Here is a 22,271-nt window from a genome sequence, read left to right as displayed (position 1 = left end):
TCATGGCCCGAGTTCCACGTAGTTGGCGCACATCAGCGGCGTTCAACTGCAAGGGCAGGGTCGCTTCTCGCTCGGTGAGACCCCCGACGGTTCACGCTCGCGTACAGGTAGTGGCGAAACAGTCAGTGATAGCCGTACGCGGTCAAGACGTCACTCTTGGATGTCCTGTAGGGCGGCTGTGATGAGCTGGTTAGCGTGGCGTTGGTGGCCGCGGAGCGGTTTGGCGTAGATGCGGTAGAGCACGGTGAGGCTGTGTCCGGCGCGTCGAGCTGCTTCGGCAGGGGGGATGCCGGCGGTGATCCACAGGGAGATGCCTGCATGCCGCAGGGAGTAGGGGACCTGCGCGAAGGGTGTCTCGGCGTCACGGGAGAGCAGAGTGCGCCGTCGGGCGGCAGACCAGATCCTGCAGTATTCGCTGGAGGTTATGCGGCCGCCTCGTACCGCGCGGAAGAGTCGGCCGTCGGGTGCAGTGCCGTAGTGATCGAGGTGGGTGCGTAGCAGGTGGACGAGGTCGGGCGGGATGGGGATGGAGCGGGTGGCGTTGCGGGCTCGTCGTTTGAGTCCGCGGGTGTCGTGGGGGCGGCCGTCGTCGGTCCAGCCGGAGCCGGCTTCGGGATGGCTGCGGACCAGAACGAGTTCGCCCCAGGTTTCCGGGCCTCCTTCCGGGCCGGGGAGGAGGCAGTCGCGTTCGGTGAGCGCGGCGGTCTCGGCCGGTCGCATCGCCGCGTAGTAGAGGCAGCCGAAGAACGCCTCCAGGTGCGCGCCCCGCGGGCCCTGCTCGCGTACGGCAGTGATCAGGTCCCGGGCCAGGCGCGGGCCGGGCACGTAGCGGAAGTCGACCTCGATGTCCGTCAGCGGCGTCTGCCAGTCCACCTTCGGCAGCGGATTGGCCTGGAGTCGGTCGCATGCGACGGCGTAGACCAGGGCGTTGTTGAATATCATGCGCTTACGCCGGACGGTGTTCTCCGCGGCGTGGCTGCCGTCGAGTTTCTGCGAGATCGCGCCGAGTGCTCTGCGCAGGTTCTCCTGCCTGACGGCATCCGCCAGGGGCAGCGAGTGACGGGCGATCCACTCCAGGCACGCCGCCATGTCCGCCGGAGGCTCCTCCGCCGCCTTTCGCGGGACCCACACGCCATGCTCGTCCCGGGTCATGCGGAACGCCCACGAGATCAGCGCGCCGCGCAGACCCGGCGGAGTGTGGCACCGCGTCGACGGGGTGGTGAGGGCTATCGTCACGGTGGCGAGAGCGTCGGCGATGCCCGCCCGGTGCTTCGCTGAGGCGCGCGGCCACTTCGCCTGCGCGTGCTCCACGGCGTGCTCGAACCACGTGATCCTGTTCCTCGCGCGCACCTCGGCAGCCGGCAACCCTGTGGCGGTGTCGAACTGCTCGCCCAGCCGCAGGGCGCCCATCAGCTCGGCACGACGCCCATCCGCCTGCGCGCCTCGAACTGATAACTCTCACTGTGATCCCTGCCGGCGACACGCCACCGCACGCAAAACGGCCGGCGCCGGCCTGGCCGGATCCGGAGCTTGTAGATACGCACGTCGAAAGTCAGCACGCCCGCCCACCCATGCATGACGGCTCCCAGACAGCGACCTGGAACACCCGCCTCCGGCGCCTACCGGCAGCGGGTGCCCACTGGCTCGGGATGATCCAGCTCAGTACGAGCATCCCCCTCTCTGTCAGCCTTGTGTGAGACATCCGGCTTTGCCGGGTTAGCCTGAGAGGGCACCGACAGGAGAACCATCCCCTCATGACCAGCACGAATCCCGCGCCCGATCCCGCGCCCAGGCCGAAGCGTCGCTCCTTCAGCCCGGAGTACAAGCTGCGGATCGTCGCCGAGTACGACGCGGCCCCGAAGAACGAGAAGGGTGCGATCCTGCGCCGAGAGCGCCTCTACCACTCTCACGTCAAGGAATGGCGGGCCGCTCGGGACGCCGGCGCCCTGGAGAACCTGGCCGACCGCCGCACGAGCCCCGCGAGGCCGAAGAAGTCGGACGCCGAGACGGAGAACGACAAACTGCGTCGCCGGGTGGAGCGGCTCGAGAAGGAACTGGCCCAGAACAAGGCCGCCCTGGAGGTCATGGGAAAAGCTTCCGCGCTCTTGGACATGATCTCCAGGGGCGCGGACTGAAGTCTGCCGCCGCCCCGGTCATGAACGACGCCTTCCACGGCGTCGAGACCGAGCTAGGTGTCGTGGCCGCTTGCCGACTGACCGGCCGCTCCCGCGCCACCCACTACCGCCGGCTGCGGCCACCGGCCGCACCCCGACCCCGCACGGCCGGCGCCCAGCCGTCCGCCCTGAGCGCCGAAGAGCGCCTGGCCGTAATGGAGTTGATGAACAGCGCCGAGTACGCGGAACTGCCGCCCGCGCAGATCTGGGCCCGCGAGCTGGATGCCGGCCGCTACCACTGCTCGGTCTCCACGATGTACCGGATCCTGCGGGAACACAGCCAAAGCGGTGAACGCCGCCGCCAGGCGACCCACCCTCCCCGGGTGGTGCCGGAACTGGTCGCCACCGGCCCGTCACAGGTCTTCTCCTGGGACATCACCAAGGTCGCCGGACCGACGAAGGGCGTCTGGTACCACGCCTACGTCATCATCGACATCTTCAGCCGGTACATCGCCGGCCACACCGTCGAACGCGCCGAGTCCGCCCAGCGGGCGGAGGAACTGATCCGCGAGACCATCGCCCTCAACGGCATCGTGCCCAACACCGTGCACGCCGACCGCGGCACGTCCATGACCTCCAAGAAGGTGTCCCAGTTGCTGATCGATCTGGGCGTCACCCGGTCGCACTCACGACCCAAGGTCTCCAACGACAACCCTTACAGCGAGGCCCAGTTCAAGACCACGAAGTACATGGCGGACTTCCCGGAAAGGTTCGACTCCCTGGCCCATGCCCGTGAGTGGTTCGAGGCGTTCATCGCCTACTACAACCACGAGCACCGTCACTCCGGCATCGCCTGGCACACCCCCGCCAGCATCCATTTCGGCACCGCCGACGAGGTCCGCGACCAACGGGCCGCCACCCTCGCTCAGGCATACGCACACCACCCCGAACGCTTCGGGCGCCGCCCCCGGCCACCCGAGATACCCCGGACTGCCTGGATCAACGATCCCGCCAAGCGCCGAGAACCAACACCACAAAGCTCATAGCATCACAACTGTCTCACTGGACTTGAAATCTTCCGAGGGGCGGAGGACTGCCGCGCCCTTCGCCGCCGTCGACGGGGTGGGCCGTTCGGCACCGCGGCGTGAAACTTCTTCCATCCCGGGATGCTCTCACGCATGTGTCGGCGTCTCATCCGAACGACGACATGCGGTCTGGGGCGATCGACTCCCAAGGCGCAATCGAGGTTTGGGGCTCCGTCTATAGCCCCCCGGGCCTCAACCTCGCCATGGTAGGTCCCATGGGGGCTTCATGCCGGGTTGGTAGTCTTTGGCTTGCTCTCGGCCGCGACCTTGTGCTCTGCTCCTCGCCATGCCAATGCTGTGCGCCTCTGGCGATGGAAAGCCCGCGACGAGGATCGGCGGCACCAGGTGCCAAGCCTGCTACCGCTACTACCGGAAGCACGGAACCTTTGAGAGGACCGGCCTCCGACCCCCGATCAGCATCGAGGTAGTGCGCCAGAACGTAGAGCGCACGGAGTCGGGATGCATGGTTTGGAAGGGGATGACGGACAAAGACGGCCGCCCGCTGTACTACGACGGTGACCGCTACGCAGCAGGCAAGAAGCCGCTCGTCTACGTCCAGCGCTGGGTGTTCGAGCACTACTCCAACACGCCGCTCACGTCGGGACAGACAGTCACACGCAACTGCGAGAACGCGTTACTGTGCGTCCATCACGAGCACGCGACCTTGTGGCGGAACCTGGGAAGCGAAGCCTTTGTGAACGGTAGACGTGATCGGGCCGCCGACGATGCCACTCCGGCCGAAAGATGCACAAACGGGCATATATTCGACGATGGCAACATTCCCTATGTGAACCCGAAGACAGGCGCCCGGAGCTGTCGGCGCTGCACGCGCGACTCGAAACTGCGTTCCCGCGGGATTGACCCAGAGGCGGTGCCGTACGAGCCCTATCGCAGGGGTGATACACAGTGCCGATCAGGCCACGAGTACGCCGTGTTCGGCTTCAAGAACCGCGGCGAGGGCCGGATATGCAACGAATGCGTCCGGATCAAGAGCGCGAAGGGCAACCTCAAGAAGGGCTATGGCCTGACGTTCGGGGACATCGCCCAGATGCTCAGGGACCAGGACAACGCCTGCGCCACATGCCTGACCCCCTTCATCAAGGTCGATCCCGACAACTTCCGGATGGGCGACGCCAACGTCGATCACTGCCATGCCTACGGGCACAACCGAGGGCTCCTCTGCATGGACTGCAACATCGCGTTTGGCAAGGTCAAGGACAACATAGAGACGCTCAGCAGGATGATCGACTATCTGAAGGCGTAAGAGACCTGATCGCCGTTTGTATCGATGCGGAGCGACCTGAGCGCAAAGCTCGCCCGATCAGCTAACGCCCCCGGCCCTGCCCGGGGAGCCGCCGCTCGACCACCAGCACCGGCCGGCACGTCAGATCGTTCAGCGCCGACCGCCCTGCGACGACCACCCTCTCTTCCGCGGCGCACGCCGCCCCTACCGATGGAGATCGGTCATTCAGGTGATGGACGCTCAGGCGGTCACCCTCCCGCCGACGGTCACCCCACCCCTGCGAGCCTCTTGTCGACCGGTTCCCGCGCAACGAGTGCTCGCACCGGAACAGTCAGGCGCTTGAGAGTGAGGTTGCGCATCCGCGGCGGGTGGTGAGGTGACCTTTCAGTACGATCACGCGGTACAGACGGCACGAGTCTTGCGGGGATGGTGAGGGACGATGGCCGACGATGCCACCTTTATTGCGCAGTATCTCAGCAAGATCGCAGCCGATCTGAAGGGCATTGACCTGGAGCGGGAGCGGATCTGGCCGGGCCGGGCAGGAGAGCCGTATCGCGGGGTGTAACGCTCACCACGGTTTTTCCGTTGATGGGATTTCGCAGGTCAGAGGCGAAACGCGGGCTCAGCGTGCACTCGCATTTCATCTCTGGAGCCGCGCAGAGCCGGTGTCCCTCTCTGTCAGCCTTGTGTGAGACATCCGGCTTTGCCGGGTTAGCCTGAGAGGGCACCGACAGGAGAACCATCCCCTCATGACCAGCACGAATCCCGCGCCCGATCCCGCGCCCAGGCCGAAGCGTCGCTCCTTCAGCCCGGAGTACAAGCTGCGGATCGTCGCCGAGTACGACGCGGCCCCGAAGAACGAGAAGGGTGCGATCCTGCGCCGAGAGCGCCTCTACCACTCTCACGTCAAGGAATGGCGGGCCGCTCGGGACGCCGGCGCCCTGGAGAACCTGGCCGACCGCCGCACGAGCCCCGCGAGGCCGAAGAAGTCGGACGCCGAGACGGAGAACGACAAACTGCGTCGCCGGGTGGAGCGGCTCGAGAAGGAACTGGCCCAGAACAAGGCCGCCCTGGAGGTCATGGGAAAAGCTTCCGCGCTCTTGGACATGATCTCCAGGGGCGCGGACTGAAGTCTGCCGCCGCCCCGGTCATGAACGACGCCTTCCACGGCGTCGAGACCGAGCTAGGTGTCGTGGCCGCTTGCCGACTGACCGGCCGCTCCCGCGCCACCCACTACCGCCGGCTGCGGCCACCGGCCGCACCCCGACCCCGCACGGCCGGCGCCCAGCCGTCCGCCCTGAGCGCCGAAGAGCGCCTGGCCGTAATGGAGTTGATGAACAGCGCCGAGTACGCGGAACTGCCGCCCGCGCAGATCTGGGCCCGCGAGCTGGATGCCGGCCGCTACCACTGCTCGGTCTCCACGATGTACCGGATCCTGCGGGAACACAGCCAAAGCGGTGAACGCCGCCGCCAGGCGACCCACCCTCCCCGGGTGGTGCCGGAACTGGTCGCCACCGGCCCGTCACAGGTCTTCTCCTGGGACATCACCAAGGTCGCCGGACCGACGAAGGGCGTCTGGTACCACGCCTACGTCATCATCGACATCTTCAGCCGGTACATCGCCGGCCACACCGTCGAACGCGCCGAGTCCGCCCAGCGGGCGGAGGAACTGATCCGCGAGACCATCGCCCTCAACGGCATCGTGCCCAACACCGTGCACGCCGACCGCGGCACGTCCATGACCTCCAAGAAGGTGTCCCAGTTGCTGATCGATCTGGGCGTCACCCGGTCGCACTCACGACCCAAGGTCTCCAACGACAACCCTTACAGCGAGGCCCAGTTCAAGACCACGAAGTACATGGCGGACTTCCCGGAAAGGTTCGACTCCCTGGCCCATGCCCGTGAGTGGTTCGAGGCGTTCATCGCCTACTACAACCACGAGCACCGTCACTCCGGCATCGCCTGGCACACCCCCGCCAGCATCCATTTCGGCACCGCCGACGAGGTCCGCGACCAACGGGCCGCCACCCTCGCTCAGGCATACGCACACCACCCCGAACGCTTCGGGCGCCGCCCCCGGCCACCCGAGATACCCCGGACTGCCTGGATCAACGATCCCGCCAAGCGCCGAGAACCAACACCACAAAGCTCATAGCATCACAACTGTCTCACTGGACTTGAAATCTTCCGTGTAGTCGCGAGCACCAGACAGTGGCGCGGATCATTCGTCGTTTTCACTGGGCACGTCGTAGCTGTCGCGCATCGCCTCGTACAAGGCCTCATCGTCGTACTCGACGCTGACGTACTCGGGCTCGAACAAGTCGTCGTCGGGGTCGATACTCTCGGACGACCGCATCACCTTGACCAAGAACTGCTCCGCGTCGGCAAGCAGGTCAGGGTCGTCCAGCCAAACGCCGAACTCGAGACCAAGCCGCGAGCTCTCGGTTCCGTTGGTACTGCCCACCCACAGCCGCTTGGGGGTGAAGCCAGTGACATCGACGACGCCCGCAGGTGATCCATCCTCGTCGTGCCACCACAGATGACCCAGCAGAAACATCTTGGCGTGGATGAGGGGTACCGGGCGGCTTCCGATCTTGCGGAACCCGAATGAGCGGATGCTCGGGACGCGCAGTCCGGCCCGGTACGAGTACGGGCCGACCGCCGGAGGCGGCCCGTCGTAGCGGGAGACCAGGTCGGTCATCTCAGCAAAGACCTCAGCAGGAAAGCCGTTGCCCTGCTGGGCATACTGCTTGAGCTGTTCGAACTTCTGTCTTCCCCGCTTCTTCAGCTCCTGCTTCGTGACAACTACGCACGCAGAGGGGAACCTGCCGATGGCGCCGAGAAGAGCCGGATCGTCCAGCCAAGGTACGCATCCGAGGACTGCGGCACCGAGGGACCGGTACTGTTTCCAGCGGCCATCGGGGTCGGTCAAGAACTCATCCATACCGGCGACCAGCCCGGTGAGAACATCCGTACCGAAGTAGGCGCCGCTGCTCCGCTGGCCGGTCCCGGCCTGGTGATGGAACGCGTCCGGGAATTTCAGTCCGTCATCGCTCATCGTCTCCCCCTTCAGCGTTGGGATGAGTACCCGCAAGCCCACCCGCTGGGAGGCGAGCCTAGGGCGCGCTTACCGCGGGAGTAGTGGTGGTCGCCGTGCTGCCGGCGTTCTTCCGGGCCTGCCGGGCAAGGGTCTGGGCAGCCGTTTTCGCCGGCGCGATGAAGACACCATCAAGGAGCATGTCCATCAGTTCGACGATCGTCGCCGCTTCATCGGCGCTGATCGGATCGTCGACCAAGTCGCCGTGGGCAGCGTCGTTACCGGCGAACCGGACTTCGTGTGCGGCATCCCGGACGTGCTCGTAGATCAAGTGCTGAGCGTAAAGAGCATCGATCTTGGCAACGAGATTGCCCGACGTGATGCCCTTCGCCTTGGCCGTTGCCTCCACGGTCGTCCTCGCCATCAGGACGGCGGCCTGGATGTTGCCCACCCGCAGCGAGCTGTGAGCCTCTGCTGCCGCACCTGCAATGGCCTTGGGCACGCTGTCGGGATACCCCCTCACCGGCGGCTTGTCGGGAACCCATCGGAGGAAGACGCTCTCGTCTTCGCCATCCTCGTGGGCTACCAGCGCAATGCTCGCTGCGTTGCAGGCCGGGCAGGTGTACATCTCCCAGAACGTCGGCACCAAGCGCGGCCTCACGCCGGGTGCCGCGGGCACGGGGGCATGCCCGCCTGTCGCCGTCACGCTGAATTGGACGAACTCCATCGCTGCGAAGGCACCACACCATCCGCAGTTCGTCGTCGGCACTCCCATGAGAGAACCCTAGAGACACACCGCTCCAGCGGCGCGGGATTTCCGACGACCCGACCCCTCCGGAAGGGCCCGCCGCTGTCCACAAGCAACCCGAATGAGGCTGATCGGGCACGTCGTGACCGGCACGGCGACTGTCTCTTCCAGGAGTCTGCGCTGCGCAGCCGGCGTCGGGGCCCTGAGGTGTGGATCCGGTCGTCAGCCGTGGTCCGGGCGAAGGCGGCGGTTGGTGCCGGAACGGCCGATGTCCAGGTCCAGGAGCGACATCAGCGTGGTGCCGCTGTTCCAGAAGCCGAGCAGGTCGACGTCGAAGAGCACCAAGCCGTGCCGGGCGGCGAAGGACCGGGCCTGCTTGGTGAACTTGCACGAGGCGACGAACAGCGGGACGTCCGCTCCGTGTTCGTCGCGGACGGTGCCGTTGAACTTTTGAAGGTCGGAACTGCCGACCGTGCGGTGCTTGGCGTAGCGCTTGCACTGCACCACGATCTTCCGGCCGTCCGGCAGCCGGCCCACCACGTCCGCGCCCAGATCGTTCGCACCGTCCACGCGCCGCACCTGGGTGCACCCGTCCCGGCGGCACAGCTCCGCCACGTATTCCTCGAACTCCCGGTCTCCCAGGAGCCAGACCGCCTCCATCGACCGCAGTGCCTGGATCCGGGCCTGCTCCGCGAGCCGGATCTTCTCAGCGCGCGCCTCACGACGCCCAGCCCGTACCAGAACGCCCGTCACACCCCCCGCGGCCAGGACGGCTAACACCACCAACAGCACCATTCCCGCTCCCATGCCCTGTCCCCTCCCGCGGCTTGGCATCACGCGCTCTACAGCTCCCCATCCGGCGGTGGAACTATCCGGCCGGGCCGGACTGGTGGCGGATGCCGGCTGCGCGCCCTTCGTCACCGGTCGGCCCGGCCTACGCGGAGGCGGCTGGGCCAGCAACGACAGTCCCGTCGGCCTGGAGGCGGTCCAGGCGCTCGTAGAGGGCGCGCACCAGGCGGGCGCGGTCCTGGACGCAGCACACGGTGCCCTCCAGCGTCACGGACAGCCGCACTTCCGCCTCGCGCAAGACGACGTCGGCGAGCGCCCGGCGCCCGCTGTCCGCCGGCAGCTGCTCGGCGCGGCACCGTACGCCCGCGGCGACCGCGCGGGCGTGCCGGTCAGCTGCAGGCCGATCTGCTCGTAGTCGCGCTCCGGCAGCGTGCCCGGGCCGGTCCACGCCAGCACCGCCTTGATGAGGCACTCGTACAGAACGCGGTCCAGCGGGAGTTCCGCTTCGATCAGCCCGTCGGGGTCCCACAGGATCGTGTGCGCGGAAGTGTGCATGGCGGACCTGACTGCAGGGGCGATCTCGCACCGGTGGCCGCCGGTCACCGCGGGGCGTCCTGCTCGCCGCCAGCCGCGCCGTCCTGGTCGTCGATCCGCTCGAGGACCAGGCGCCGGAGTCCCTCCGGCGGGAGCGCAGTTTGAGCGCGCTCAGCAATCTGCAGCGGTCGAATAACTGCCGCACCAAAAACTTTGGAGCACTGTGTGACATTCCCACTTCTACTCTGCACATGACTCCGTACAACCAGATGACTGCTGATCTCCGGGCGCGCGGCAACAACGGTGGCCAGGGCGGAAGTGGTCCAAGACGGAGGCATCTTTATGCGTGTGGTACGTGAGGTCGCGGAGGCCGTCGACGACGGCCTGTCCGCCGGGCGGTCGGCCCGGATTCGGAGGGATGCCGTTCGGGTCAGCGAACTGGCCGCGAGCGGCTTCGAGGGGCCGGCCTACGAGGTGTTCGAGGACGAGCTTTGCCGGGATGCCTGGCCGATCTTGCGCGGCATGCTCCGCGAGGGCCAGCTCGCCCGGATCGCGCTGAAGTGGTGTGCGGAGCGGGGCTTTCCGTTTTGGATTCACCCCGACGACTACGCGCTGCTGCGCTCGGACCCCGGGGCCCGCGACGAGATCCTCGTCGACGTGGTGATGCGGGCGCGGGCGTCGTTCCGCCGCAAGGCGCTGGTCAAGGGCGGGTGGAATCCCGACTACAAGCACGGTCAGGGGGCCAGCTGCCTGACCACGTACTTCGTGGGCCAGTGCATCTGGGAGTTTCGCCGCGTGTACACGAGGTGGGCGAAGGACCGCCAGCAATGGGCCAAGCAGCACGCGTTGTACGACGGTTCGGAGGAGGCCGCGCACGCGCACCCGAAGCTCTTCGGCCCGCTCCTGCAGGCCGGCTACCTTTCCGAGCCCGAGGCCGCCGTCCTCAGCACCAACTTCGAGGACATCCTGAACGAGCAGCCTCCGGTCACTCAGGCCGTCATCCGCATGATCGTCGAAGGGTACGCGGACACCGAGATCGCGGACGCGCTGCGCCTCACCCATGCGGCGGTCCGGATGCGCAAGACCCGCTTCCGTGGCGTCCTGTACGACGCGGCCCGCCAGCGGCGTATCTGGCTCCCTGAGCAGCTTCACACGAAGGCCGGCAACCGCCACCGCAAGCAGCAGGGGGCCGCGTGACCGTGCAGCTGCTCGTGGTCCTGATGCTCGTGCTGGGCATGTGCATCCTCTTCTCCGCGCTCGCCGGCCTCGTCGGATTCGGCATCGCCCGCCTGCTCAAGGCCCCGGTCGACCGGGCAATCGGCTGGGGGAGCATCGTGGCACTCAGCTTCATGACCCTGTGCATCGCCCTGCTAGCGATCATCGTGCCGCTCGTAAGTTGAGGGCTGTCACGTGCGTGGGCGCACGGGCTGCACAGCCGTACTGTGCAGCCCGTCGCCACCGGACACCGGCCCCTGCGGCTCCCGCTCCGCTGCCGCGCGCTACGCAGCACGCCGGCAGCTTGTGCCGGACGGCGTACAGCAGGTCGCCATCGGGTGGTCCAGGACCTGGCACAGCTCCAGCACCCGCCGGACCTCGTCATCACCCAGCGCCCATACGACCTGAACAGTGGCCGGCAGCCGGAACACCAGATCCATCGCCAGCCACGGCGAGCTGATCTGCTCGACAGGACGTCCCAGCACCGTCGCCCGCCGCGCCGCCGCCGGATCGACGCCCGCCCCCAACAGCTCCGCATCGATCCGGTCCGCGTTCGGGTGCCGGCCCTCCCCCAGCAGCAGCTCCGCCTGCCGCTCGGTGACCTCCGACCCGGCCACCAGACCCAGCCCGGCCAGGCCCCGGCCCGTCCAGAAGCCGGGCGGGACACCCGCCTCATCCTGAGCGGCGCGCAGCGGCGTCCTCGCCGCGCGGCGGCCGTCGCCAACCATCACACCGCGAAACAGGTACCGCCACCCGGCACCCGATCCGACCTTCGACTCGCTCAGCACCCAGCTGTGCAACCCCGCGCGCGACCGGCAGCACGGCCCGGTCCCGGGTCCCTCCCGCCAGGCGGGAGACCGTCACCGGATTTCCCCAGCGGCTCCCGCCAGGCGGGCAGAACCGGCAGCACGCGACGGTAGTCCGCGGCCGTGGGCACAGTGCGCCGCATGGCCAACGAACTGCTCCACGGAGACCTCTGCCCGCTGTGCGACCGGCGCCTCACCCGGCGGGTCACCGCCACGGTCCGGTCAGCCCAGTCCGACCACCCGACACGAATCGACTCGGTACCCCACTGCGACCACTGCGCCAGCGACATGCTCCGCGCGCAGGAGTGGGCGGACCTGATGCGCGCCCGCTACGAGAGCTGATCCCGGCCGTGTGAGTGCTGCGCCGCAACCACAGCAGTCTCATCCGCCCCGAAATTGCACTTCTACCGTCTCTTCCGACTCCACCGGTACCCAGAGCACGCCAACCTCCTTCTGCTCCGACAGCCGCCTCCGCTGACCGCACCACGTCACCCGCCTCGCTTCCACACGGACGACCACCATCGCCCCCGGCACCCGCCGGGGGCTTCGTGTTTCCCGGAGGACCGACGTGCCCTCCGCCCGGACGGCGCCGCGGACCGGTGCCACTGTGACGCGCTGGCCGCCTCCTCTGGAGCGATTGGCCGGGGTGCACCCGCCCTGCGCGGTGGCCCTACGCCGTGCTCCCGGGTAGTTCGATGCGCAGGAGCACTGGACGGGTGAGGGCGGTGTGGGGGCGCCAGTCCGAGTCCCACGCGTGCAGCAGGAGGTAGTACACGCCGTCGCGGGCGGTCAGGGCGGTGGCGGGGAGCGGCCTGGAACGCCTGGTCCGAATCCGGCGGGAGGTCCAGGCGCATCTCATCGGTGATGTCCAGCTCGCCCGCGAAGTAGCTGGAGGCGATGTACAGGGTGTTGCGGCCGGTGATGGCGGCCTGCCTGATCTGGCCGCCGAACTCGATCGGGTGAGGTTTCTCCTCCCCCGCGCGGCTGCCGAGGCGGGTCAGGGTGTGCGATCCGTTCCAGACACGCCCGGTAGGGCCGGTGGTCGAGAACATCCAACGTTCGCCGTCCGGTCCCGCGAGTAGCTGACTGTGCGGTTTGAACGCGCCGGCCACAGCCGTCAGGGCACGGCTGTCCCAGCGCACAACCGCGGACTCGCACGCCGTGAAGAAACTGGCCTCCGATCCGAGAAGGGCCGAACCCGAGCAGCCGCTCAGTGGGAACTCCCAGTTGGTCTTCCTCGTGTCCGGGTCCAGGCGCATCACGCCCTGGTCGCAGGTGAGCAGCATGGCGCCATAGGCAGTTGCGGTCATGCCGGTGAAGGTGAGCGCAGGAGGTTCGTCGGTCACCAGCAGCGCCTGGGCGCACACGCCATCGGCCAGGTAGGACACGCCAGGCTTGCCACTCGGATCCGTCCAGCGCGGGAGCTCCGGCGGATACGGGTTGAGCATGAGGCGTTCAAGCGGGACGTGGGAGCCGCCGCGCCGGCTGGTCCAGGAGAACAGCAAGTGCAGGAGCTGGTCGGGGTCGACCAGGCCGGTGAGCATGGCCTCGATGTGCGTGCGGTCCAGGAGAGTGATCTCGGGGTGGTACTCGGTGAACTCGTGGACGTGCTTGGTGAAGCCGGACATGGACACGAGAACGGCGGCCGTTCCCGGTGGGCGGACCTTCAGCCGCAGATAGAGCTTCGCGACTGGATCCAGATTGATCGGCTTGCGCTCCCACTTCGCCTCAAGGATGTAGTAGGCGCGGCCTACGGAGAAGCCCACATCGGTCTCGTCCCGGTTTCGGATGCCCCGCTGGTCGGAGTGCGCTTCCAGCCCCCAGGCGCGCAGCAGATCGCGCAGGAAGAGATTGAAGCGCTGCCCGCGGTGGGTCTCCGCCCCCTTGGGCATGTCCTTCAGCTGCTGGTATCGCGTCAGCAGGTCCCGCAGTTCGCCATCGTTCACGGCCGTCATTCTTGCGCCTGGACAGCAGGCTTCCGCCCCCGAGGAGGACCATCCGCAGGCAACTCACGGGGTGCCGAACCTGCTGCGGTGTCGAATGCTGGGGCTGAGGAGGATCCGATCGACCAGCAGCAGCGGGCTCCCGCTCCTCCCCCACTCTGTCCGCCTAAAAGATCCCACCCGGGACACCAGACCAGAGTCACCAACCCCCTCAAGATCGCTACTCCGTCACCAATGCGGCTTGGGCGGCGTGTCCTTGGCGTCATCCGCGAGCAGTGAGCTGACAGTCTGGCGATACCTGTCTGCCAGCTCCACGGCGCGATGGACCTGTGGTATCGGACGGGTCGGCCCGTCCGGGCGGGGGTCCGCGTCGGTAGGTTCCTTCGCCCTGGGTGCTTCGGCGGAGGCGCCTGCGCGGTGGTCACGGCCCGCATAGAGCGCCAGCAGCGCGTGCTCGTCGACGTCGAGCAGCTGTCCGTAGGACTTGAGCCAGTCCTGTTCGGCGTCGACTGGTTCGCCTGCAGTCCCCTCGTCGGCTAGTGCCGCAAGGACTTGGTGGTGGAGTCGCTGAAGTGCAGAGAGCCTGCTGCCTTGCTGGAATCCGAAAGCAGGTTCGTCGATGTTGTTCAGGATCGACGCCATTCGCCTAGCTCCCGGCGGCGGCCACCCGTTCGGCCAGGCGGTGCGGTGCGCCCACAGGTCGAGGATGGCACGGCGGCACTGCTCGGCCGCGTGGGCGGCCTCCTCTGCCGTTCCGGCCGTCTGTGCATGGTCGGCCGTGGTGATGAGGTCGGCGATGTGGTGGGCGAGCCACCTTGTGAGGGTGTCACCGGTTGCGGTGGCGTCCATTTCGTGGAGGATCTTCTCGCCGAGCTTCATCAGGTCGGTGTCGGAGAGTACTGACCCGCCCGGCTCCGTCGACGAGGTAGAGCCTGCTTCGCTGGGTCCGGGCCTTTGCGGGGCCGTCCGGTCTGAGGTCAATCTGTACCTCCACGATGAGCTGCATGCCGGTGGCGGCGAGGAATCCGAGCAGGTGCCAGCGGCCGACGGTGGTGCGGTAGCCCGAGGACTGGACTCGCTGGATACGGTGGCGCGCGTCGAAGTCCTCGTCGGACCACAGCGTTGTCCGTGCCAGGCGGCGTCCCGTCGGATCGAGCAGGGCGTCTCCGGTGGAGTCGACGGTGCACGCGGCCCACTGCCGGAACTCGTCGCCTGGCAGGGGGAGTTCCCAGGCCAGTCCGCGAGCTTGGTGATCGAGCCCGTCAAGGCTCTCGCGCTCGTAGGTGCCCGCGGCAAGCCAGCCGCGCAGCCGGAACGGCCCGTGCTCGACCTCGGCTTCCGTGTCACCCTGCATCGGCAGTCTCCACGACCAGAGGTCCTTCGCGGCTTGGAGGGCGCGCTGGAGCGCTCGTGCGTGGGCCGGGCCGACGAGTGCCGATCTGATCGAGACGGTGCCGCGTTCGTCGGGATGGGCGACGTCGGTGCTCGCCGCGACGCACACGTGTTCCGCAAGGGCGCCTTCTGTCAGGCCGAGCAGGGCGTCGAAGTCGGCGGGCCGGGTGCCGAGCCACTTGTCTAGCGGCCGGGTGCCGAACAGGGCGGGCTCTGCCGGGATCGCGGAGCGCAGGTCGGCGCGCCAGGCGGTGGCGGACACGGGGAGATGCCCGGAGAGCCAGTACATCCACGGGTCGTGCTCGTCCTCGTCGTACCTGCCGATACTCACCGGGGTTCCGCAGTCCACCAGTTCGCCAGCGGCGAGCATCATGGCGTGGTACTCCATGTACAGGTGGAGGCCCTCCTCCGGCGGGATGGACCCGTGACGGTGCATCATGCGTCCGGCGGTCTCCTCGTCGCGCAGCTCCCGGATGTCGGCCATCCAGTCGTCCTCGGAGAGCTGCCACTCCTCGACGATCCACCGTTCGGCCCGTTCGCTAACCTCCGCAATGTCCACCCCGAAGACGCGGGCCAGGGGCGTGAACCAGTACGGCAGCGTATCGGTGGCATCGAAGGCGTAGCGGGCGCCGGTCCGGTTGCGGTTCTCGTCTCCGAGGGGGCGGTGTCGGCCTCGGGGTGCGTGGCAGGCGGTGGGGCGGTTCGCCCAGGCGAGGTCGCCGGTGTCGTATCCGGGGGTGGCTGCGGCAAGGGTGAGCGCGGTGGTGCGGGCGAGTTCCCTGATCTGGGCGTGCGGGAGGGTGCGGTCGGTGGCGGTCGCGGCGATCACCGGCAGGTGGCGGGCCAGAACGGCAGGGTTGTCGTCGGCCACGCGTTGTAGGACGGTGAGCAGCCACACACGGGCCGACAGCCAGTAGAAGTGGAGGTCGCGGCTGCGGAAAGCTCCGGCGGTGGTGCTGTGCAGGCATGCGGCCAGGCGGTCGGCGAGGGCCGGGGACAGAGGGCTGCGGGTGTCGAGGAGCAGGCCGCGGGCGGCGTGGGCGGCCTGCCAGCGGACAGCCTTGCGTTGATGTCCGAACGCGCTCCACAGCAGCGAGCCGATGACGTCGGCCGGCGTGGTCGCCGGCGGCAGGTTCGGGCCGGGTGGCGTTGCGGCGGGGACCAAGGTGCGGAGTTCACGGGCGGCAGCGTCGGCCGCCTCGTGCGGTTCGGCGAGTTCGGCGAAGACCAGGGCCAGGTTGAGCATGTGTTCGGCCGTGAGGTGCGGCCGGTGCTCGTGGATCGCGGCCAGGAGGTCGCCACGGAGGGTCTGTGTCGTGGCGAAGGCGCTGAGCGCTGCCAGCAATAGGCCCGGTACGGCGCCGTGGGTGAGCTCCGGCAGGTGGCGGTTCAGGATGCCGGGCAGTGCCTGGGCGGCCCAGGACCGCACGCCGGCCCATGCCTGCCAGGTGCGGATGAGTTCGGCGATCGCCATCAGGACGGCGCAGGCGTCGATCTCGTGGTTGCCCATCAGGGCGAGCGTGGCGTCGAGGGCTTGGAGGCGCTCCTGGGGTGGGGTGTTGTGCACGGTTGCGGCGATGAGCTCCGCCAGTTCCTGGCGGTCGGGGTAGGTCTGGAGGAGACCGTTGAGAAAGGCGCTGTCGGCGAGCCGCCTCCATGCGGGTGCGCCGACGGCGGGTTCCTTGGCCTGGCGCATGCGGCTCGCGAAGGCCTGCCGGCGGCGCTGGGAGAACTCGTCATCGGTCCGGAACGGCATGACCGGATCGAGCATGGCGTGCAGTTCGCTGTCGGTGACGCGGTTGTCCTGCGCCCAGTCGAGCACGTCCTGGGCGAGACCGGGCTGTTGCACCGCGGGCACGCTGGAGCGCAGCCATCGGGCGGTGCGTCGCAGTTCCCTGCGGGCCAGGCTGATCCGCTGGGCGTCCCTGGGCAGGGCTTCGAGAAGGATCAGGGTTGTTGCGGTCCGCTGTTCGGGGTCGTCGATCAGGTGCTGCAGGTAAGAGGCGTCCTGGGGGGTGAGGAATCCGGTGGCGACGGATGCGGTGATCAGCGGGGTGACGGCGTCCGCAAGGGCGTGGCGCGTTTCGTCGTCCCAGCGGCTCGCGGCCGCGAAGGCGGTGGCCGGGCTGAGGGCGGCGGCTGCGTGCAGCAGGTTCTGGTAAGGGACGGCGTCCTCGTCCGCGGCATGGTCGGCTGCGGCCTCCCCTGCCACGAGGAGTCGCTCGGCGAGGTCGGTCGCCTGCTGCTCGGAGCAAGCAGGGGTGCCCCGGGCCGCAAGGCGGGCGTGTGCGCTCAGCAGGCGGGCACCGTTGTCGTCGATCCCTGCGGCGGCTTCCGTCGCACGGGCGAAGTACAACTCACCGAGGTGCGCTGACACCTGCCCGGCATACTGGGCGCAAGTGGCGAGGAGGTCGACGCGACCCGCTGCGGTGTGCTGGTGTTCCTGGGCGTGGATGGCTGCCCGTTCGCACAGGTCTGCGGCGAGGGCCGGGTCGGTGTTGCGGCTGTTCAGGGCGGCGGCCATGTCGAGCCACAGCCAGGGGGCTTGGCCGTGGACGAGGACCGGGCCGCGGTCGGCGAGGTCGTGGAGCAAACCGGGGTCGCTGGTGTGCGCGCCGGCGGCGAGGATCGCCTCGGTGGCCAGCAGTGCCCACGCCCGGTACGTCTTCGCGCCGCGGAACCAGCGGTGGGCGACGCTGTCGTCCTGCCGCCGGAGTTCCTCCGCAATGGCGGACGGGAGGGCCTCGGCGCCCTCGGCGAGGAGCGCCCGTGCCCGGAGCATGCACATACGCAGCAGCGGGGTGGCGTGGTCCAGCCATTGCCGCCGGTTGTAGGAGTGGCGGTCGCTGCCGGTGCGGTCATTGGGGTCTGTTCGGAGGTGACTGGGCAGACAGGCGGTGATGTCCGGGTCGCGGCCGTCGAGGACAGCGAGCAGGGCGTGCTGGCGCAGTGCCAGAACGGTGCCCGCTTGCGAGTGCCGCATTTCGGACGGAAAGTCGTAGGTGGGACGGAGCCAGCGCTCGGTGAGGCGCCGGGCAAGGGTGCGGTCGCCGTGCTGGGCGGCGCTCTCGCACAGTTGGACCTGCCAGGTGGAGGCCTGTGCGGCTGGTCTGTCCAGGCATGCCTGGACGCATCCGTCGATCCAGGCCCTGTCCGAGGCGTCGAGTCGGTCGCTCAGATGCGCGATGAAGGTGGCGTGGTAAAGCGGCGGGATGTTCAGGGACTCGAGGTCGACCCGTGCCTGCCGCGGAGTGGTGGAGGGGGCGGTCGTGAGGGCGAGGGCTGCCACGGTGTCGAGCAGGTCGGCGGGGCCCTCTCTGTCAGCCTTGTGTGAGACATCCGGCTTTGCCGGGTTAGCCTGAGAGGGCACCGACAGGAGAACCATCCCCTCATGACCAGCACGAATCCCGCGCCCGATCCCGCGCCCAGGCCGAAGCGTCGCTCCTTCAGCCCGGAGTACAAGCTGCGGATCGTCGCCGAGTACGACGCGGCCCCGAAGAACGAGAAGGGTGCGATCCTGCGCCGAGAGCGCCTCTACCACTCTCACGTCAAGGAATGGCGGGCCGCTCGGGACGCCGGCGCCCTGGAGAACCTGGCCGACCGCCGCACGAGCCCCGCGAGGCCGAAGAAGTCGGACGCCGAGACGGAGAACGACAAACTGCGTCGCCGGGTGGAGCGGCTCGAGAAGGAACTGGCCCAGAACAAGGCCGCCCTGGAGGTCATGGGAAAAGCTTCCGCGCTCTTGGACATGATCTCCAGGGGCGCGGACTGAAGTCTGCCGCCGCCCCGGTCATGAACGACGCCTTCCACGGCGTCGAGACCGAGCTAGGTGTCGTGGCCGCTTGCCGACTGACCGGCCGCTCCCGCGCCACCCACTACCGCCGGCTGCGGCCACCGGCCGCACCCCGACCCCGCACGGCCGGCGCCCAGCCGTCCGCCCTGAGCGCCGAAGAGCGCCTGGCCGTAATGGAGTTGATGAACAGCGCCGAGTACGCGGAACTGCCGCCCGCGCAGATCTGGGCCCGCGAGCTGGATGCCGGCCGCTACCACTGCTCGGTCTCCACGATGTACCGGATCCTGCGGGAACACAGCCAAAGCGGTGAACGCCGCCGCCAGGCGACCCACCCTCCCCGGGTGGTGCCGGAACTGGTCGCCACCGGCCCGTCACAGGTCTTCTCCTGGGACATCACCAAGGTCGCCGGACCGACGAAGGGCGTCTGGTACCACGCCTACGTCATCATCGACATCTTCAGCCGGTACATCGCCGGCCACACCGTCGAACGCGCCGAGTCCGCCCAGCGGGCGGAGGAACTGATCCGCGAGACCATCGCCCTCAACGGCATCGTGCCCAACACCGTGCACGCCGACCGCGGCACGTCCATGACCTCCAAGAAGGTGTCCCAGTTGCTGATCGATCTGGGCGTCACCCGGTCGCACTCACGACCCAAGGTCTCCAACGACAACCCTTACAGCGAGGCCCAGTTCAAGACCACGAAGTACATGGCGGACTTCCCGGAAAGGTTCGACTCCCTGGCCCATGCCCGTGAGTGGTTCGAGGCGTTCATCGCCTACTACAACCACGAGCACCGTCACTCCGGCATCGCCTGGCACACCCCCGCCAGCATCCATTTCGGCACCGCCGACGAGGTCCGCGACCAACGGGCCGCCACCCTCGCTCAGGCATACGCACACCACCCCGAACGCTTCGGGCGCCGCCCCCGGCCACCCGAGATACCCCGGACTGCCTGGATCAACGATCCCGCCAAGCGCCGAGAACCAACACCACAAAGCTCATAGCATCACAACTGTCTCACTGGACTTGAAATCTTCCGGGGCTGGTCCAACGCCTGAGCCAGTGGGCCGCAGCCCCGGGGCCTGACAGCAGGTGGTGGGCGTACGCTCCGGCGGCGAGGTCTTCGGGTTCCAGGGACCAGCCCCAGGTTTCGTGGGAGGGCAGGTCTGTTCGGCGCTGCAGCCATGCTTCGGCGTTGCGCAGGTGTTCGCGGGCCTGCGCGTGCGTGGCGTTGTCGTGGGCGAGGACGACTGCGGCGCGCATGTGGGCCGGGCCGAGCCACGGCTGCGAGGTGTCGCGTACCAGGCGGCGTGCGAGGGTCGGGCGGTTACTGTAGCGGGCGGCGAGGCCTGGTCGGGTGCGCAGCAGTTCTGTCAGCGCGGTGGTGGAGAACGTGGCCGTGCAGGCTCGGATGACCAGGCGTGCGGCCTGTACGCCGGTGCTGTTGTCGGCTGCTGCCCGCAGGGCGAGGTCGAGACGGCGGTCGCGGACATCGAGGCGGTCGAAACCGTCCGGGATGCCGGCGGGCGCGGGCTCGTCGAGGACGAGGTCGATGGTTTCGTCCCCGCGGCCGGCGTCGTAGAGGTGGTCTGCCACGTGCGTGGCAGCGTCGGGATCTGTGGCGCGTGTTGCCAGGAACAGGTCGGCGAGGCGGTGGTGGGCCTCGCGGAGGTCGTCGTCGGTGAGCACGCCCATGACGTACGCCTCGAAGTCCTCGTCCCGGAAGGCAATGGTTTCGCCTTCGAGGGTGACACCGGGCTGCAGGCCGTGGGCGAAGGCGGTGATCTGGGCGGTGGTGACGTTGAGGGCCTGCGCGAGCGGTTCGATCCGCACGGGGCGGGACAGGGCAGCCAGGAGCGCGAGCCATCGGAGGCCGCCCGCGTCGGTGCCCGTGGTCTGGAGTGCCGAATTGACCAGGTCTTCGAAGAGGTGATCCGGAGTGGTGCGGCACTGGGCGAGGATGCCGGGGATCCCGTCGCCTTGGGCCGTAGCAACGCTGAGCGCGTAGAACTGGGTCCGGGGATTTCCTGCGGTCGCCTCGTGGAAGAGCGCCGCTTCGGCGTCGGTGGCGCCGGGCGCGTAGCGGCGCAGGTGCGCGCCGGACAGGGCGGGGTCGAAGGGGCGCAGCGTGACGGTCGCGGTGGTGCCTTCGGTGAGTTGGGAGATGCGGTGCGAGCGGGCGGTGAGGATCAGGCTCGTCCGGTCGGGCAGGCCCAGGTCGCGCAGCCCCGGAAGGAAGCCTCGCTCCCGCTTACGTTCGGCGGCGGTGGCGGCGTTGTCCGCGGCATCGACGACCAGGACGAGACGACCGGTCTCGGGGAGCGTGTCGACGGCCTGCTGGAGCGTGCGGGTGAACTGCTCCCACAGGTCTTCCTCGTCGCGGGGTGCTTCCAGGAGCAGCGGGGTTCCGCAGGTTTTCGCCAGGTCGTTAGTGACCTGGGTGATGAACCTGCGCGGGCTGTGGCGGCCCTGTCCGGACTGGAGGTAGCCGCCGGCGCCGAAGCAGTCGTACATCACGACGAACGAGCCGGGCGGCAGGCTGTCCTGGAGCTGAGTCATGGTGGTGGACTTGCCGGCTCCGGCGCCGCCGTGGACGAGGACCCGCGCGCCGGGTGCGGCGAGGGCCGCGGCTGCGATCTCGGGGGCGCTGGGCGCGGGCAGCGGGTCGTCGACCTCGGCCAGCATCGGCGGGGCCGGGTAGAGGGTCTGGGCTCCGGGGACGCCGAGGGCGGCCAGGACGTCCGCGCGGCGGATGCCGGGCCGGTGGGCGAGGTCGGGAAGGGCGTGCCGCCGGATGAGGTCGAACAGCTTCAGCGCGGAGGTGTCGGGCTGGTCCGGGGAGTGGACGGACATCGCGACGCGGACGGCGAGCTCAAGGCTCACGCGGCCCTGCTGTCCGCAGTCCGAGAGGTCCAGCACCGTCAGGAAGTCGCAGAAGCCGCCGCTGCCCAGGTCGCCCTTCAGGCTCTGGTAGAGCGTGTTGATGACCGTGCGATCCTGGTCGGTGAGCGCGCTGAGCAGAGCAGCCGCCCGGAGAGTCCCCCGGGTGGCGGCGATGGCCTTCTTGGCTGCTTCGACCGCCCGCGCCAGCCGGGCGTCGGCCGGTTGGTTACTGACCAGCTGGATGGTCAGAACACGCAGTGCGTAGTCTCGGCCGTGGGCCTTGGCGAACTTGGTCCAGACGTCGGCGAGGTCGCGAATGATCGCGCGGGCGGTGCCGGTCGGTTTGCCGGTCACCGAGCTGGTGCGTTGCTTGATTTGGCACAGCCGCGACGCCGTCCACGCTTTGTCGGGGCGGGTGGTGCTGTGCTTGAGCTGGGAGATGACGAGCGCGGTGGCCGTCGTGGCGTCCTCGCCGCCGAAGTACTCGGCGACATCGGCTGCCTCATAGGTGTCATCGGGATCATCGACGTGCACCAAGCCCTCGACCGTAAGCACGCGTAGCGTGCTCGCCGGGTCGATCAGGGCCAGGGCCCGCCTAGAGGCCCACCAGAAGTGGTAGTCGTCACCGGCGTTGGACGGTCGTGCTCCCGTGATGTCCCCTCCTCAGTCACCGGGAATTGTTTCAGATC

General features: G+C 68.4%; 20 protein-coding genes and 1 pseudogene. 11 read left to right on the top strand and 10 right to left on the bottom strand.

Features of this window, described 5'->3' with window-relative positions; all coding sequences use genetic code 11:
• Window positions 1-150: 150 nt before the first annotated feature.
• Window positions 151-1,410 carry a tyrosine-type recombinase/integrase gene (locus tag OG370_RS41260; protein WP_328473669.1) on the bottom strand — a complete coding sequence of 420 codons (1,260 nt, stop codon included), beginning with the start codon at window positions 1,408-1,410 and terminating at the stop codon, window positions 151-153.
• Between the two features lie 344 nt (window positions 1,411-1,754).
• On the opposite strand from OG370_RS41260, the gene OG370_RS41255 reads away from it, so the two are divergent.
• The 6 genes from OG370_RS41255 to OG370_RS41230 all read left to right on the top strand — a co-directional run bounded on the left by OG370_RS41255 (window position 1,755) and on the right by OG370_RS41230 (window position 6,597).
• Complete coding sequence (locus tag OG370_RS41255; RefSeq protein WP_328467943.1) at window positions 1,755-2,135, top strand: hypothetical protein; 381 nt, start codon at window positions 1,755-1,757, stop codon at window positions 2,133-2,135.
• Window positions 2,136-2,155: 20 nt separating this feature from the next.
• Window positions 2,156-3,160 carry a DDE-type integrase/transposase/recombinase gene (locus OG370_RS41250; RefSeq protein WP_328467945.1) on the top strand — a complete coding sequence of 335 codons (1,005 nt, stop codon included), beginning with the start codon at window positions 2,156-2,158 and terminating at the stop codon, window positions 3,158-3,160.
• Window positions 3,161-3,677: 517 nt separating this feature from the next.
• A complete protein-coding gene (locus OG370_RS41245; protein ID WP_328473667.1) occupies window positions 3,678-4,463 on the top strand; it encodes an endonuclease domain-containing protein in 786 nt (261 codons plus the stop codon).
• A gap of 418 nt (window positions 4,464-4,881) precedes the next feature.
• Window positions 4,882-5,007 (top strand): hypothetical protein, encoded by a 126-nt coding sequence (locus tag OG370_RS41240; protein WP_328473665.1) that lies wholly within the window; start codon window positions 4,882-4,884, stop codon window positions 5,005-5,007.
• Window positions 5,008-5,191: 184 nt separating this feature from the next.
• Window positions 5,192-5,572 (top strand): hypothetical protein, encoded by a 381-nt coding sequence (locus OG370_RS41235; protein ID WP_328467943.1) that lies wholly within the window; start codon window positions 5,192-5,194, stop codon window positions 5,570-5,572.
• Between the two features lie 20 nt (window positions 5,573-5,592).
• Complete coding sequence (locus OG370_RS41230) at window positions 5,593-6,597, top strand: DDE-type integrase/transposase/recombinase (RefSeq protein ID WP_328467945.1); 1,005 nt, start codon at window positions 5,593-5,595, stop codon at window positions 6,595-6,597.
• 66 nt (window positions 6,598-6,663) lie between these two features.
• Here the strand turns inward: OG370_RS41230 and OG370_RS41225 are convergent, their stop codons facing one another.
• From OG370_RS41225 to OG370_RS41210, 4 genes and pseudogenes are all read right to left on the bottom strand, one after another.
• Window positions 6,664-7,500, bottom strand: coding sequence for a hypothetical protein (locus OG370_RS41225; protein WP_328473663.1), 837 nt, complete (start codon window positions 7,498-7,500; stop codon window positions 6,664-6,666).
• Between the two features lie 58 nt (window positions 7,501-7,558).
• Entirely contained in the window at window positions 7,559-8,254 is a 696-nt protein-coding gene (locus tag OG370_RS41220) for a DUF4145 domain-containing protein (protein WP_328473661.1), read from the bottom strand.
• A gap of 195 nt (window positions 8,255-8,449) precedes the next feature.
• Entirely contained in the window at window positions 8,450-9,034 is a 585-nt protein-coding gene (locus tag OG370_RS41215; RefSeq protein ID WP_328473659.1) for a restriction endonuclease, read from the bottom strand.
• Between the two features lie 127 nt (window positions 9,035-9,161).
• Window positions 9,162-9,571, bottom strand: a pseudogene (locus OG370_RS41210) (restriction endonuclease).
• A 282-nt stretch (window positions 9,572-9,853) separates the two neighbouring features.
• On the opposite strand from OG370_RS41210, the gene OG370_RS41205 reads away from it, so the two are divergent.
• Window positions 9,854-10,747 (top strand): hypothetical protein, encoded by an 894-nt coding sequence (locus OG370_RS41205; protein ID WP_328473657.1) that lies wholly within the window; start codon window positions 9,854-9,856, stop codon window positions 10,745-10,747.
• Window positions 10,744-10,950: a hypothetical protein gene (locus OG370_RS41200; RefSeq protein WP_328473655.1), complete on the top strand. Its 207-nt coding sequence runs from the start codon at window positions 10,744-10,746 to the stop codon at window positions 10,948-10,950. The genes OG370_RS41205 and OG370_RS41200 overlap by 4 nt, the downstream gene beginning before the upstream one ends.
• A 99-nt stretch (window positions 10,951-11,049) precedes the next feature.
• On the opposite strand, the gene OG370_RS41195 is transcribed toward OG370_RS41200, so the two are convergent.
• Complete coding sequence (locus OG370_RS41195; RefSeq protein ID WP_328473653.1) at window positions 11,050-11,553, bottom strand: relaxase domain-containing protein; 504 nt, start codon at window positions 11,551-11,553, stop codon at window positions 11,050-11,052.
• Between the two features lie 159 nt (window positions 11,554-11,712).
• Here OG370_RS41195 and OG370_RS41190 point away from each other — a divergent pair, with 159 nt between their 5' ends.
• Window positions 11,713-11,913 (top strand): hypothetical protein, encoded by a 201-nt coding sequence (locus OG370_RS41190; protein ID WP_328473651.1) that lies wholly within the window; start codon window positions 11,713-11,715, stop codon window positions 11,911-11,913.
• A 146-nt stretch (window positions 11,914-12,059) separates the two neighbouring features.
• Here the strand turns inward: OG370_RS41190 and OG370_RS41185 are convergent, their stop codons facing one another.
• The 3 genes from OG370_RS41185 to OG370_RS41175 all read right to left on the bottom strand — a co-directional run bounded on the left by OG370_RS41185 (window position 12,060) and on the right by OG370_RS41175 (window position 18,195).
• On the bottom strand, window positions 12,060-13,517 hold the full coding sequence (locus OG370_RS41185; RefSeq protein WP_328473649.1) for a restriction endonuclease: 1,458 nt from the start codon (window positions 13,515-13,517) through the stop codon (window positions 12,060-12,062).
• 225 nt (window positions 13,518-13,742) lie between these two features.
• Window positions 13,743-14,393, bottom strand: a complete 651-nt coding sequence (locus OG370_RS41180; protein ID WP_328473647.1) for a hypothetical protein — start codon at window positions 14,391-14,393, stop codon at window positions 13,743-13,745.
• Window positions 14,341-18,195 carry a hypothetical protein gene (locus tag OG370_RS41175; protein ID WP_328473645.1) on the bottom strand — a complete coding sequence of 1,285 codons (3,855 nt, stop codon included), beginning with the start codon at window positions 18,193-18,195 and terminating at the stop codon, window positions 14,341-14,343. The genes OG370_RS41180 and OG370_RS41175 overlap by 53 nt, the downstream gene beginning before the upstream one ends.
• 102 nt (window positions 18,196-18,297) lie before the next feature.
• Between OG370_RS41175 and OG370_RS41170 the strand changes: the two genes are divergently transcribed.
• Together OG370_RS41170 and OG370_RS41165 are read left to right on the top strand one after the other, a co-directional pair.
• On the top strand, window positions 18,298-18,678 hold the full coding sequence (locus OG370_RS41170; protein WP_328467943.1) for a hypothetical protein: 381 nt from the start codon (window positions 18,298-18,300) through the stop codon (window positions 18,676-18,678).
• Between the two features lie 20 nt (window positions 18,679-18,698).
• Window positions 18,699-19,703, top strand: coding sequence for a DDE-type integrase/transposase/recombinase (locus OG370_RS41165; RefSeq protein ID WP_328467945.1), 1,005 nt, complete (start codon window positions 18,699-18,701; stop codon window positions 19,701-19,703).
• A 13-nt stretch (window positions 19,704-19,716) separates the two neighbouring features.
• Here the strand turns inward: OG370_RS41165 and OG370_RS41160 are convergent, their stop codons facing one another.
• Window positions 19,717-22,116: an AAA family ATPase gene (locus tag OG370_RS41160; protein ID WP_328474884.1), complete on the bottom strand. Its 2,400-nt coding sequence runs from the start codon at window positions 22,114-22,116 to the stop codon at window positions 19,717-19,719.
• Between the last annotated feature and the right edge of the window lie 155 nt (window positions 22,117-22,271).

This window comes from Streptomyces sp. NBC_00448, assembly GCF_036014115.1.
Taxonomy (GTDB): domain Bacteria; phylum Actinomycetota; class Actinomycetes; order Streptomycetales; family Streptomycetaceae; genus Actinacidiphila.
This window is presented reverse-complemented; position numbering and strand designations above follow the sequence as displayed.